Here is a 14,548-nt window from a genome sequence, read left to right as displayed (position 1 = left end):
TCTCTCCTGCTCTACAGAAAGTAGATTTAATACGATTGTAACTTTTTTCCTTATTTTTGTTTTTCACTCATTGATTGTTTAGGGAAAGCGATTCTTGATATTTCATCAAAAATCAATCGTGTGCTCCATCAGCTGTCACGTCAGTCCCTACAAAAAGGAGGAACTAGCTATGACCCACCATGACTATCTCGATCAGTATTTATTGACGGACTTCTCGCGGACAGCCCATACGATCAAGGCATACCGGAGTGATCTTCGGCAAATGCGCTTGCATCAGATCGACTGGTCAGTTGCGTCCTTACGCCGCTACTTTCACTGGATGCGAGCACATTATAAGCCGTCGACGATTCTGCGACGTTATCACGTTTTACACCGGCTCGGAAACGTTCTCGTCGAGCGGCGACGGATCAAAAAGAATCCGATGGTCGAGATCCGTCCGATCGTCCATCAACGTCTCCAGGATGAGACCTATCATGATAGTGAAGAGTTGATTCCCGTGATTCGACAGATTCCAGATCAAACCTATCGCCTCTTCTTCGAGGTGCTCAGCCAAACGGGCCTCCGCTTCATGGAGGCCCGTTTGTTGACAGTGCAGGATTTTGATTTGGCGAAGAATGAACTGTACGTTCGTTACGGGAAAGGGGGGCGGACACGGACCGTTCCGATCGGGGAAGCTCTTCGCGAAAAGATAGTTCTGTTTCTTACAGGTCGCACGACTGGCTACTTGTTTCAGTCCGTTACGGGACGGATGATCAATGAACATGCGGCGAGGAAGGCACTTCGCGAGGTCGGATTTACGTCCTTGAAGCGTCACGTCCGTCCGCATATGCTTCGAATCGCCTATGCGACCTATCTCTACCAACAGGCAGGATTGAAACTGCTCGATATAAAGCGTCTGCTCGGTCATGCCAGCATCTCGACGACGGAAGGATACATCCGCAGCCAGACGAATCACGTCCGGGACGTTCTTAATCGTCTGTCCGTTTGAGCCGATTGACTGACGTATGGGCAATGTCATGCGACGGTAGGACGTAGTGCTGGGTCGTCCGGACGTCGCTATGACCGAGCAAGCGCATGATGGTCAGAATGTCCGTCTGATGCATGTGATAAAGTGTCGTTGCGAACGTCACCCGGATATCATGCGGACGTAAAATCCGTCCGAGACATCGTTCACTTGCTTCCTTTAAGACACGACGAAACTTCGCCGGATTGACCGGTCGTCCACTGTCTTCGCAAAACAACGTTAGAGCATCAGGACGAATCGTCTCGATATAACGCGTTAGGACATTTCGTAACGCATGATGCAGCGGAACTTGACGGGATTGATCGCCTTTACCACTCCGGACGAGTAACTGATCGCGTGTAAAATCGACATCTGCGAGCTGTAAGTCACGGGCTTCCGAAAACCGCAGTCCCGTGTGCAGGAGAAGAAAGCTAAAGGCGTAGACAGTCTCGTCACGAATCGTCTCGAGGACACGATGGACGTCGTCATACGTGAAGGCAAGTCGCCGGTGAGGCGTAGGAACCGGTTTTTTAACGCGTGCCAACGGATTCGTCTGGAGTGAACGTTCGGCGACCAGTTGATCGAACAGGATTGACAGAGCATGTAGTCGTCGAGCCGCAGTTGCTGGAGCGTAAGTATCGCGCAAAAACTTGCCATATCGCTGTAGGGACGGAAGATCGATTCGTTCGACGTGGCGACAGAGATGCCGTACGTCTGAGCGATAGGCTTTTTTCGTCAAGGGACGATAGTCCGCCTGTTCGATGATTACGAGTAAGCGTTCTTGATAGTACGTCATCATCCGAGGAGGAACTGAACTTTCTGCCGGAGTTCCGACTTTAATGAGCGCAGTCGCGCTGGTGAGTAACCGAGCGTCTCTTCCGTGCCGTGCATTAAGGCTTCGAGAAACGTGTACTCCTTATTCGACAGATCCCGCTTGAGTTCGCTGAGGAGATAATGAAAGGAGACGTTCGGGGTCCGAGGGAGTTCTGGCATCGTCTCGACCGCGACTTCGGTCGCAAGCGTCCGGTTGCGGGTCGCTAAGTAGTCGAGCATCGCTCCTTTTGCCCGGATCCGGGCGAAGGTGACGGTCATGACCTTTCCTTCTTCGATTGATTTCCAAAGTCGGAGGAGGGCAGCTTGCCGGCATTCATCATGTTCATTCGGATGGATCGAAAGGCGGGACAGGAGGGAGTTGACGAGGGGAATCCAGTTACGTAGTAAGTCGTTCATGAGTATCCGTTTCTTCAGATATGCATATCTGTTATGTATTCCGCGGTAGTTTTAGTATAAGTAGAGTTATCCTGAAAGCAATCGCGCGAGAATGCGGGTTTATCTGAGGCGAAGGGACGGAAGGAGGGGAAATCATACGGCTTACACTCTTTGAAAGTTAAAGAAACCGTTGGCATGATTGAAGAAATGGAGCGTTGCGCCCAGCGGATAACTCTACTTATCCGCTGGGGTGTTCGGAAAGTATTTAATCCATCACTAAAAAACACAAAAACCACGTACTGAGAGGATCTCTCGGCATGTGGTCCTGATAATTCATTATTGATGGAATTTGGGTTAATCTTTAATAATAATTTTAATTTGAACGGGTTCTACATAAAGACTAGGCGATAAAGTGAGGTATGCAGTACCTGATTTTTTAGTAACGAGACTGGATTTTGAAAAATCCCAGTATACTCGAGTAGTATTTTTAGACTTTTTACTATCGTCATATGCATGAAGACTATACTCATAACTCTTTGTATCTTCTAAAAGATATCGACCAATTCCGATGCGATCTCCTACTTTTACAGTGTATGTCTTATTCCCAATAACCTGTACCACATCAGAATGATTTTTTTGTTTGAGTCCTAGCCAAACTTTCGGCTGTTCTGCAACAATCCGATCATCACGTCCATTGGTTTTTCCGAAAGAAACCAGTTTGCTCTTTTTATATGTATATTTGCTGAGTGTAATCGAGCGATTCATGTAATATAAGTTGTTCTTTATAATCTTCGCATTTCCCATCATGATATTTTCTTTAGTTTGAATCGTTTTAAGTGTTTTCCCATCGAGGGATCCAATTAAGTGTGTGCTTAAAATGTCCCGACTTCCTATCTTAGAGCCGACTACTACATGATTATATTTTCCGAGTTGTCCTTTCGTAATGATTTTTAAGTCATGTTGTTCTTTTAACACCTTTTTATAGGAATTCGTCCATTTTCCGCTTTTTATCTCATGTATCCGAATAACGTAATCGTTTAGATAGTCATTCGTTCCTGGTATTTTCTTCTTAAAGATTGATATTATTTCTTTTGATGAAGACTCATTCATTTGAAATGTCTGATGTGTTAGATATTTATATCCATCAAATGATTCGTTTTTTAACTCTTTAATCTTCGTTTCGATTGAGTTGTTCGAAGTAGTTGCACTTACTGGTACGGTGAATAGTGAAAAAACAACTAAACTTATGAGTGACTTTCTCATGGAAGTACTCCCTTTCGTCAATAAAATTTCTTTCTTTAAGTGGAATAACATGTAAATTATAGACTTTAATTTTGTTTTTGTGTTCTATAAAAATTTAATGAAGTGAATGGATTATTCAGTTTTATAAAAGGAGTTAATGCTTCTAATCAATTATTAAAATAAAACTAATAGGGTGACACTTGAAAACTAAATGTTTTCATAATGTATAAAATGTATAATGAGTTAATATATGGATTAAAAATCGTTATGGTCCATTCGATTTAATCTGCGTGATGCATTCGAGCACTGAACTTCTCGCGATTGTGGAATCGTGTGGAATCGATAGATAGGAAAGGAGCGATATCGAATAACAACCTTCATTATCTTACTCATCATACTTATAGTGATTGCGATGATGACATACCGATCTGTTCAAAAACTGAAAATGGATGCGATCATTCATTTCCAGTTACGACGAGATATTCGGCAAGTCAGAAAAAAGCTTTTATTGTGGAAGGACCACCCAGGTAAACAATTCGAGGTTCTTCAACCGATTTATCAGAGCATGGTCTATCAGACACGTAAGCGGACGAAGCAATCGGCAGTAGAAGTGGAAGCATTGATCGATCGTATATTGAATCGGTTGATTAAAAGCCGATGGTCCGTACTTGTCGCATTCGGGAAGTTAGGAATTCGGGCTGGTTTATGTCTAATTGGTCTTTTCATTAGCATCGTTACCTTGTTCGCAGTCTTCGAAGAATTCGACAAGACGTCGTTTACGGTCGAACCAATAAAGGAATCGATTGCTAGTTTTAGTGAAACGGCAGGGCAATGGTTGGATGGTGTTGAGTGGGAAACAGAAACGGAAGCTACACCAGAAATCGTTCCACCATCTAATGCTAAAAAGATGAATCCGCATTCGAAGCATTATCGATTACCTGAACAAATCACGACGGCTGAAGAATTAGGCGAAGCGATGGCGTACCATATGAATCGTCAGGAGCAGGAGTTTACGGTCCAGTTCATTGGTGATATCAATCAGTTTAGTCGTGCTTCAGACGGTGCATGGAAGTGGTTAGAAAAGAATGAACCGTATGTATTTAGCATGTATGACGGTGGAGAATCAGAGTATCTCGATTATGATTATTATGTAGATTATACGTTTCGCTTTAAGTACGAGGTAACACCTGAGCAAGCGCAGCAAGTGCGGCGCAAGGTCAATCAAATCGTTAAAAAGATACCCGTCGATTGGTCGGACGAGCAGAAGATTCGATATGTGAACGATTACGTCGTTCGACATACTACTTATCGACTTAAAAGTAAGGAAAGTCCGTATACGCCATACTCGATTTTAATGAATGGAGAGGGCGTCTGTGACGGCTATGCCTTAACAACACTCCTATTGCTAGAAGCTGCTGGTGTAGAGGTCCGGTATATTGATGGAAAAGTATCGAGTGGCTTGCATGCATGGAACATGGTGAAAGCGAAAGGGAACTGGTATCACTTAGATACGACTTGGAACGATCCGATTCCTAATCGACCGGATGAAGTACAAGAAGACTACTTGATGGTTTCGGACAAAACCTTGTTGAAAGATCATTCGTGGATTAAATCGAAATACCCAAAAACTGCGCCGGTCGATTATGCTGAAAACTAAATAGATAATTTCTCAAGTAAAGCAAGTTTTTCCTTACTTCGGCCATACGATTAAGGAAAGACATGCTTTTTTATATTGTGGTGCGGATTCCAACTAGAATACTGACTTTTATTTAAAAAGTCAGAAAATAAATGACTTATATATCCATTAAAATACATAAGGAGTGAAATTATGTTTGTATTTATAAAATAAATAGAACATGCACAAAATCAGATGAAGAGTCTGAATAGAACTCACGAGTTTTTTTACGAAGAGGAGAAGGCAGAATGAAGCTACGAAATAAAATTGGATTGACGACAATAGGATTACTTGGTTTGGGAGTTTATTACACACATGTCGATGTTCAAGCAGCAGAAGATGCGACGAGAGTCATCGTTCAGACGAAGAATCCCGATATTTTAGAGAAGTTCGCATACGAAACAATGATCAGGAAGTCTTCCGAGCATAATGCCGTAATAACGGTGGATGTACCAAAAGGGGAGAGCGCGATATCTTTTGCGCAGACGTTAAAAAGTCAAAATGGCGTCTTACGAGCAGAGCCAGATTATATAGAGAAACGAGCATACACACCAAACGACAGTATGTATTCTTTGCAATATCATCATACGAATATCCAAGCGGAAAAAGCATGGGAGCGGACGATGGGAGAAAAATCGGTCGTCGTGGCAGTGATTGATGATGGTATCGATGCCTATCATACCGATTTAAAAGATAAGATCGTCGATCCATATGATGTCGTCAATCGATCTCCATATACATTGACGCGCGGTGAGCATGGTACTCACGTCGCAGGTATCATTGGTGGAGCGATGGATAATTCTTTTGCGGGAACTGGTGTTGCACCGAAAACGTCTATCATGCCATTGGATGTTTTTGTAGGAGATGGTGCTTACGCATCAGATGTCATTTCGGCAATTTATCGTGCTGTTGATCATGGTGCGACAATCATCAATATGAGTTTAGGAAGTTATAATTACAGCTCGATCTATCAATCTGCAATCAATTATGCGCATGATCATGGTGTTGTTGTCATTGCAGCAGCAGGGAATGATGCAACATCCCGTCGCCACTATCCTTCATCCTACGATCACGTCGTTTCAGTTGCGTCGACGACTTCACGGGACAGCTCATCCTATTTCTCCAACTATGGTAGCGATATCGATATCGCTGCGCCTGGAAGCTCCATCTATTCTACACTTCCTTACAATGGATTTGGTGGCATGAGTGGTACTTCGATGGCTTCCCCTGTGGTTGCAGGAGTAGCAGCACTTGTAAAAGCAAATGATCCGACCTTAACAAATGACGAGATTGTCGAACGTTTGGAAGGAACGGCAGATGACTTAGGGACAGGGGGATGGGATATCGAATATGGCCATGGTCGTGTCAATGCGGCTGCTGCACTTCTGATTAAGGAATACGGACCTCTTCAGATTGATGAGTTGACAGACGCCATGACAGCGGTAAAAGGAGAAATTTCTGATTCAATCACGGACGGTACGCTACGTATTTGGAATGAAAGCGGAGATCTCATCGGAGAGAAGGCCGGATTAGCGACTGGTCGTTTTGAAGTGAACATTGAAAAGCAACGTGCAAATCAGCAACTCTCTATCCAAATCGAAGATGCCAAAGGGAACAAGAGTCAAAAGCAGCAGGTCATAGTGATTGATCGTACGGCACCGAAACAACCGCAAATAGCTGAGTTCACAGATACTTCTAGCCGATTATCTGGTCAAGGAGAGGCGGGAACTACAGTATCCATTCAGACGGAAAGTGGACGAACGTTAGGGGAATCACTAGTCGATGAAAAAGGAAAATTCTCGGTCTCTCTTTCACGTCAAAAAGCCGGTACCTCACTATGGGTATCTTTGACCGATTCATCGGGAAATCAAAGTGAGAAAATTCGTGTCATCGTGAAAGATGTCACACCGCCTGTTGTTTATGAAATAGCAGAGTTCACAGATAAATCGAAGTATTTATTTGGTCGAGCTGAACCCTATACAACCATTTTGATTAAGAAAAAAGGAACGATTGTTGCGGAAACGACAATGGATGAAGAAACAAATTTTTCGATTCCTCTTTCCTCTCAATCGGCAGGTACTGTCTTATCAATATATGCAGTAGATCGATCTGGAAATCAAAGTATTGAGCGAAAGATTATTGTACTAGATCGTACTGCACCGGATGTTCCGAAGATGAAATCGTTCTCGGACGCGATGACAATTTTATCGGGTACGGTAGAAAAGAATAGTACAGTCGTAGTCTTGCAGGGAACACGGAAAATTGGACAAATGCGTACGAATGGAAGTACGTTTTCGATTAACATACCGAAGCAAAAAGCGGGTACACGTTTGAATATTTATGCTCTAGATGCTGCGAATAACAAAAGTAAAATCGTGACGATTACTGTATTAGATCGAACGGCGCCCTCTGCGTTAAGCATCAACAAGGTGACGACACAATCAACTAAAATCATAGGGAAGACAGAACCAAAAGCAAGCGTATATGCTTATGTTGGAAAGCAAAAATTAGGAAGTGCTACTGCTGATTCGAAAGGAAACTTTACTATTAAGATTAAAAAACTAAAAAAATCTATACTGATTGATGTATATGCTATTGATGCAGCTAAAAATAAGAGTAAAGTAAAGCGGTTTAAAGTTACTGGCTAATCCATCGATAATCACGTATAGAGAAATGAAGCAAGTCTTTCGAAATGAAATGAATCAAACGATTGATCAAAAATGAGATTGCACTTATCGAAAAGTATTCTTCCGAGACTGGATGAATACTTTTTTGAATTCATATTAGGAGTTTTATCACGTTGTTGAAGACTCTTTCGAAATAATATACAAGATTAAATAAATTATAAAGTGAAAAATGTTGATAGAAAAATGAAAAATGGAAATTTTTTTCTAAATTGACGGTTGTTATCTGAAAATTTATGATAGGATTTTTACGAAAGGGTAAGTGTAAAAGGAAATGAAAATTTAGGAGGAAATGTAAAATGAAAAAAGTACTTACGTTAACTGCAGTATCGACACTCGCTTGTACGCTTGCTTTCGCACCTCAAGCAGATGCTTACCGAGCGACCAAAACTGTGAGCAGTGTCACGTCAAAAGCAGATTTACCTTACTTCTCTGATTTTAGTGGCTGCGGAAATTATAAAGCCTATAGCTCTACTACACGGACAGGCTTTAAAAGTTTAAAGCACCACGTCACATTTACGACAGTTGGAGGAAGTGTTTCATTCTCAGGTGCCGGCGTTAGCGGTAGCGGAACAAGCCCAGGGTACACGAAATCAACAAAGAGTAAATCATACTATAGTTCAGGAAATGTGTGTGGTAGTGGATTGACACTCTATTTAGGGATGAACACGACTACACATGTGGATTATAGCAACCGAACGTATACAGCTACTGCAAAGATTTGATCATTCGAACATAATTTAATCATTTCTTTTACACTAACCTTTCGTATTATGAACAGGAGTATCGAAACCATATGAAAAAAATAATCCTTATTTGTATCAGTTTTTTATTCATATTAGCTGGTTGTAGCCAAGGTGAAACGTTCATCAATCGAGATATACATAATTCAAACTTAGTGAAAACTGCATCTTCTTATCTAAAAACATCAGATGGTGGCTCTGTCTTTGAAGTAGGTAGTCAGTTTAGTGAATCTTCAGCTATTAAAAATAACAGTACCTATCGTTTTCTAAAAAAGAAGTCAAAGAACTATTCGATTCAAAAATGTAATGAAAAGAGAAACAAGTTTTATTGTGACTTGATTGTTATGCAAATTAACGGTGAAGGTACATTGAATAGCAAACAAATTTCAAAAATCGACTCATTTTTTGATCTCTATTTTTTATACGAAACTGCAAATTCAATCAAAGAAGTCAGCATGATTCAAGATATAAAAGAGCATATTCACCAAATGAGAAAACCCGTTCAAGGTGATCAAATTGAATATTTATACTTTACACTCCTATCGCTTGAACTTGATTCTAATATAAGCACTTCTCCGGCAAAAGAAACGATAAAAACAATCATTGACGAATACTCTAGTCAAGATTTGATGGATCCAAACCGTCCTATCTTGTTGTATGCAGCATTAAAATTAAACGATAGTCATAAATGGGGAATAAAGTTAGAACGTCTCCAATCTCTCTATCAGAATGAACAAAACCAAATCACACTACTATTTTGTGATGAAATCACATACTGGATACAATTACAAATTGTCGAGATGGTTATGGAGAACGATGCAGGAAAAAAAGCATTCGTAAACTTATTGAATCAAAATAAACCTTACACTAGTTTTTATCATTCTTTAGACAGTATTCGAAATCTGTATCTGATGTCTAACTTATTTGCTAGTAATAAATTGAAACATACAGAACAATACATCGAGGTGATTAATTCCCGCCTCGATACCCTCTTAGGAAGCGAAAAGAAAACGCAACAAAATTTGTACTTCATATCTGTCATAGATCAAATTTTAAAAAATGAAAATCGAGATTTGAGTGAGTTTCCAGATGTGAATTGTAACGATTTGAACAATCTATCGGAGAGATATTATTGTGGGAAAAACCAAGATGAAAATGATCTTTTTAATGAAAAGAAGTTATTAGAAGAAAACAAATTATTAACAAAATTGTTGATTTATGATAGCGTTACATTGACCTCTTCACAGAAAAAAGAAGTGAAGTCATTATTTCCAACTGTCTTGAAATATGATGGGAAAGATGATTATGTCGTTTTGAATGTGTATAGCAGTATGATCACGGAGCATGAATTAAAAGTGGATACTGAGAAGATCAAAGAGCGTATAAAAGAGAAGGAATGCGGTCTTGGTTATTGTGAGAAAGCAGGAAACTATTCATTCGAAATGAGTGTCTATCTGAATAATATCTTAAATATTTTAGAGGGTGACGAAATTGCTAGGAGGTTTCGATGATTCGATGATGTCAATAAACGTAAATAACGTAAGTTTCGGCTATGGAAATCAAGAAATTTTAAATGACTTTTCTTTAGAAATTCAAAAGCCAGGCATTTATTCACTATTTGGTAAAAGTGGTTGCGGTAAAACGACTTTGATTAACATCTTGTCGTTGATACAGGCTCCTACGCATGGAGAAGTAGTATTGTTCAATCAAACGCTAGATTTTTCGAATAAAGAAAAGATTGATGAGGCGCGTAAACAAATCGCTTATTTCTTTCAGGATTTAAATCTCATTGAAGCATTAACCGTGCGTGAAAATCTCGAAATCATATCGTTGATTAATCATCAAAATATTGATGAAGAAAGATTAAAGCGATATAGTGAAAAAATCGGAATGTCGAAGAAATTAGATGTACCTGTCAACAATCTTTCAGGAGGAGAACGGCAACGGGCTGCTTTCCTAAAAGTAATGATTTTTGAATACAAATTGATTTTGCTAGATGAGCCAACAAATAATCTAGACAAAGAAAACATTGAAATGATCATGGATTTATTAAAGGAAATTAAGTCTGATAAAATCATCTTAATCGTTACGCATTCTAATTATGTAGTTGGCCAATCGGATCAAACATTTAACTTCAATGAATTGAATAGAGGAATTGCAGTATGAAAATGACCGTTTTTCATTACATGAAGAAGAAGTATATGAAACAGCTAAAAAAATTGACTACATTAAATTTTCTCCTCATCATTTTACTATTGTTTTCTGTTTTTACAATTTTTATCTCAACAGAAAATATTCGAAATAACATTTTAAACAACGAGCGGCTTTCCATGGTACTCATTAACGGATACACTAAAAACGGTGAGTTTACGTACGATACAGAAAAGATAAAAAAGTTGGATAACGTTAAAGATTTGTCGTACGAATATGAGATTCCATTATCGTATTCAAATGGCGACGGTGAACAGGATTTCATGAACTGTCTGACGCTAAATCCAACGACACGAGATGCTATCAACTATCATAAATCGGTCAAAGGAAACGAAATCATTCTACCTGATTCATTTAAAGGGAATACGTTGAAGTTCACGGATATGGAGAACAAACCGTTATCCTTAAAACAATCCTATTATGAAGGGTCAGGTATTTTCTTTTTAAAGGATAAATGTTATCTAGCACCTCAAACTAGCGCGAAACTAGCTGAAGAAATAAGTAAATCAGATAATTATTCTAGTGCTAAGTCGTTGTTAGTCAATATTACGAAAACAGAGCATATCTACGATTTCGTACAAGATTTTAATAACATGTTTGATGAAGAAAAAGCATATGTATACTATCAAGCGGAAGGATTAGAAAAACTTGTAACAGGATCTAAAATGTCGATGTATCTGTTGATACTCTTCCAAGTAGTGTTGCTTGCTATCGTCTTTATCTTCTATAGAAATAGTTTAAATGCACTGATCAAAACACTAAATAGAGACTTGTTGTCGTTGTATATCAACGGGTTATCGAGTAAAGAAATTTCTCGACAATTTTATTCAACCATCGAATCCATGAATAAAAAAATATATATGTATTCCTATGCTCTGATTGCATTATTTGCAGTAGGGATGTGGAAATACATGGGAATGCAGCCACTTCTGATAATGGTCGCTGGATTAGTCGTTCTATTGTCACTCTTGATTGTGTTGAACAAACGATTCGTGAAGCTATTGATTACTCGGAAAATGAAGAAAGAGTTGTCTAACGACAACATCGTTTCCCAGTTGAGAAACTAACGTTGTTCCACATGCCGTAAGAGATAGAGTAGTTTAACACTTTATTTTGTAATGGAATAAGAAGGTTTTTTGATACCCTTTGGTCATTTAATGATCAAGGGGTATTTTTGTGCAGTTATGTTTATGTAGAGGATTCATTTCAACCATGCACAACCAACGAGATAGTCTAATTAAAAATCACCCCATTCCAAATTAGAACAGGGTGGAAAATATTATTTCAGTTGACTGACTGCAAAGTTCGCTTCTTCCGCTGTAAATTTTTCTCCATAATCCGATGAGAGTTGATCTCGAATCGCTTCAGGCGACATGCTCATCGTCTCTTGGTATTCCTTTGCCTTTTGAAGGGCATTCTGGTTGTAGTCGGCATCAAGTGTATCGATCGCATACTGTGCCTCTTCACTTGTAAACTTCTCACCGCTGTCGGATGTCAGCTGCGCGTAGATGCCTTTCTTCGACATACTCATCGTCTCGGAATAAGACTCAGCTGATTTGAGTGCGTTTGATTTCCAATCATCAAAACTCATGTTTTCGATCGCATACGCTGCAGCTTCCTTTGAAAACTGCTCTCCATAATCGGACGTCAACTGGTTCGAAACGGCTGCTTTTGACATGTTCATCGTTTCCGCATACGATTCCGCCTTGTCTAGCGCTGACAGATATTCTGTTGGAACATCAGGTGTCGAGTCTTCCTCTACTTCAGTGTCTTCTGTAGAAGTATCTTCTACGATAGCTTCTTCCTCCACAGCAACCCCGTCCTCTTCTGAATTCGATGGTGCAGTCGTTTCGTTATCCGTGTCGTTTGCCTTTGTAGTAGAAGACGTTTTCGTGGTTGATTCTGTTGATTTTGCTGATGTTTCTTTTTTGGCTGGAGTCGCCTGATCTTCTGAATTGTTTCCTGCTGCTACAAAAATAAGAAGTACGATTAACCAAAACCACCATTTCTTATAGAATTTACGTTTTGGTTTAGTAGATGATTGCATTATTTTATCCCTTATATCTTTTATACATAAAAAATAGCATACATGACTATAAATTGGAATTTCATTATTTTAAAAAATGGATAATTGAATATGTTTAGTAGGATATGAATTTTACCTAAGTTTTCTCATTCATCAAGAGAACACTAGAGGGAAAGATAGCGTTTAATATGTATAAATCGTTTTTAGAATAAGTAAAAAAATCTTTTAAAATATTGATTTTAGTCAATAAGCAGTCTGAAAACAAAATTATTTTTACAAAAATAGTAATTTATGAGTAAACGTGTTATTATTTTCTATGGCTATTTTTTACTTAAATGAAATTAAAAAACAGAAGGAGAGTAGGACATATGGCATGTGTGAATTGTTCGGATGCTGCAAAACGTGGTCTGAAGTTTTGTCCGAGTTGCGGTGACGCCTTGGAACATCACGTAGAACACGCAAAACCTTTAGAAAAAGAACGCGACGTCAGACCTGTACGCTCTAAAAAAATGAGTAAGTCTGCAAAAGCCGTTCTTTTAACAGTTGGATTGTTGGTCGTAGCAGGTGGTGCCTATTATGGACTCGCGACACAATGGTTCACGGTCGAAGCGACGACGAATAAGGTCCGTGATGCGATTCGCTCTGGTGACGCTACATTACTCGCTGAGCATACGGAGTTCAACGGAAAACCGGTTGATCAGAAGATGGCGCAACGCTTTTTAGATGCCTTAAAAGAGACACCGGAACAAAAGAAATCATTCATGGATTATTTATTGATGGCCGGTGTGTCGATTCAAGCAGAAAACGAAAGTGATGTTCCTGGTCAAATCGTAGCGAGTGGTCGCCAGCTCGGGATCTTCAAGGATTATCGTCTGCGCCTCGATAGTGTCAAAACGGAAGTCATCAGTAATTTTAAAGGAACGAAGGTGACGCTCGTCAATCCGGTCGGAACGGAAAGTAGTAAAGCGTCGGCGGAGGGCATCATGATGGACGGCGTCTATCCAGGATTGACGGATGCCAAGATCGCGTATGATGGCGAATACGGAAAAGAGTCGAGCGATGTGACAATCAATCCGTTGACGCTTGACGCTGCAGATCGGAAATACGAAATCACTTTAAAAGGAAATGCGGTCGAACTCGACCAGACGTATCCGGATGCCTTTTTGATTGTTGATGGAAAATCGACATCAGAACGAGTATCAGATTTGAAGAACTATGGACCAATCCCGAAGAACGGCATTAAACTCTCGATTGAAAATTCATTCCCCTGGGGTGAGGAAACATCGGGTGAGGTTGTCGTCAAACCAGATACGAAAAAAGCGATGTTCACGTTCGAACCATCAGAAAACGTTTTGAACCAACTGCAAGAAGCCGTCGAGCAGCATGCTTCTGACTGGGTTGATGCGGCAACTTATCAAGATACAAGTTATTTCTCACTCGTTGATGATGCTTCCTATCTTGCGAAACAACAAAAGAACTATGACGATTGGAGCCGAAAGGACTTGGAGTGGGACGGAGAGTTCATGAATGCGTCGATTGATCGTCCCTCAGCTAAGTTCGTCGAATATGGGGATTCGGTAGGTATCGAAGTCATGGCGACAACCTATATTCGGGGTGAAATGTATACGCCTGATAGTGAATCGCCAGGAAAAACAACATCGAAGTCGCTCTTCCGCTACTTGTTCACGTATGAAAGTAGTGAGGATAGCTACGAGGAAAGTTTCAGGATTCAACAGGCAACGAGTATTAAATAAG

12 protein-coding genes are annotated in these 14,548 nt (G+C 40.0%); 8 read left to right on the top strand and 4 right to left on the bottom strand.

Annotated features, from left to right (window positions below; all coding sequences use genetic code 11):
- The first annotated feature begins 169 nt into the window (after positions 1–169).
- Positions 170–988 carry a tyrosine-type recombinase/integrase gene (locus ESP131_RS16415; RefSeq protein ID WP_069940992.1) on the top strand — a complete coding sequence of 273 codons (819 nt, stop codon included), beginning with the start codon at positions 170–172 and terminating at the stop codon, positions 986–988.
- Here ESP131_RS16415 and ESP131_RS16410 read toward each other — a convergent pair.
- The 3 genes from ESP131_RS16410 to ESP131_RS16400 all read right to left on the bottom strand — a co-directional run bounded on the left by ESP131_RS16410 (position 969) and on the right by ESP131_RS16400 (position 3,475).
- Entirely contained in the window at positions 969–1,802 is an 834-nt protein-coding gene (locus ESP131_RS16410; protein ID WP_069940991.1) for a tyrosine-type recombinase/integrase, read from the bottom strand. The genes ESP131_RS16415 and ESP131_RS16410 overlap by 20 nt on opposite strands.
- On the bottom strand, positions 1,799–2,233 hold the full coding sequence (locus tag ESP131_RS16405; RefSeq protein ID WP_029342674.1) for a sigma factor: 435 nt from the start codon (positions 2,231–2,233) through the stop codon (positions 1,799–1,801). Before ESP131_RS16405 ends, ESP131_RS16410 begins: the two co-directional genes overlap by 4 nt.
- Before the next feature lie 333 nt (positions 2,234–2,566).
- Positions 2,567–3,475: a hypothetical protein gene (locus ESP131_RS16400; protein WP_069940990.1), complete on the bottom strand. Its 909-nt coding sequence runs from the start codon at positions 3,473–3,475 to the stop codon at positions 2,567–2,569.
- 424 nt (positions 3,476–3,899) lie between these two features.
- Between ESP131_RS16400 and ESP131_RS16395 the strand changes: the two genes are divergently transcribed.
- The 6 genes from ESP131_RS16395 to ESP131_RS16370 all read left to right on the top strand — a co-directional run bounded on the left by ESP131_RS16395 (position 3,900) and on the right by ESP131_RS16370 (position 11,834).
- Positions 3,900–5,111, top strand: a complete 1,212-nt coding sequence (locus ESP131_RS16395) for a transglutaminase domain-containing protein (protein ID WP_197499331.1) — start codon at positions 3,900–3,902, stop codon at positions 5,109–5,111.
- A 266-nt stretch (positions 5,112–5,377) separates the two neighbouring features.
- Entirely contained in the window at positions 5,378–7,777 is a 2,400-nt protein-coding gene (locus ESP131_RS16390; RefSeq protein WP_069940988.1) for a S8 family peptidase, read from the top strand.
- A 335-nt stretch (positions 7,778–8,112) separates the two neighbouring features.
- Positions 8,113–8,538 (top strand): hypothetical protein, encoded by a 426-nt coding sequence (locus tag ESP131_RS16385; protein ID WP_035410480.1) that lies wholly within the window; start codon positions 8,113–8,115, stop codon positions 8,536–8,538.
- A gap of 71 nt (positions 8,539–8,609) precedes the next feature.
- The gene (locus tag ESP131_RS16380; RefSeq protein WP_069940987.1) at positions 8,610–10,067 is read left to right on the top strand and encodes a hypothetical protein; all 1,458 of its coding nucleotides are present in this window, start codon (positions 8,610–8,612) and stop codon (positions 10,065–10,067) included.
- 4 nt (positions 10,068–10,071) lie between these two features.
- Positions 10,072–10,722: an ATP-binding cassette domain-containing protein gene (locus tag ESP131_RS16375; RefSeq protein ID WP_035410473.1), complete on the top strand. Its 651-nt coding sequence runs from the start codon at positions 10,072–10,074 to the stop codon at positions 10,720–10,722.
- A gap of 20 nt (positions 10,723–10,742) precedes the next feature.
- Positions 10,743–11,834: a hypothetical protein gene (locus tag ESP131_RS16370; protein WP_231925657.1), complete on the top strand. Its 1,092-nt coding sequence runs from the start codon at positions 10,743–10,745 to the stop codon at positions 11,832–11,834.
- A gap of 212 nt (positions 11,835–12,046) precedes the next feature.
- Here the strand turns inward: ESP131_RS16370 and ESP131_RS16365 are convergent, their stop codons facing one another.
- Positions 12,047–12,814 (bottom strand): Ltp family lipoprotein, encoded by a 768-nt coding sequence (locus ESP131_RS16365; protein WP_047392829.1) that lies wholly within the window; start codon positions 12,812–12,814, stop codon positions 12,047–12,049.
- 347 nt (positions 12,815–13,161) lie between these two features.
- Here ESP131_RS16365 and ESP131_RS16360 point away from each other — a divergent pair, with 347 nt between their 5' ends.
- Positions 13,162–14,547: a TcaA 3rd/4th domain-containing protein gene (locus tag ESP131_RS16360; RefSeq protein WP_047392833.1), complete on the top strand. Its 1,386-nt coding sequence runs from the start codon at positions 13,162–13,164 to the stop codon at positions 14,545–14,547.
- Position 14,548 lies beyond the last annotated feature (1 nt).

Origin of the sequence: Exiguobacterium sp. U13-1 (assembly GCF_001750115.1) — a bacterium.
GTDB classification, from domain to species: domain Bacteria; phylum Bacillota; class Bacilli; order Exiguobacteriales; family Exiguobacteriaceae; genus Exiguobacterium_A; species Exiguobacterium_A acetylicum.
The sequence above is the reverse complement of the archived record's forward strand: the minus strand, read 5'-3'. Positions and strand labels throughout refer to the sequence as shown.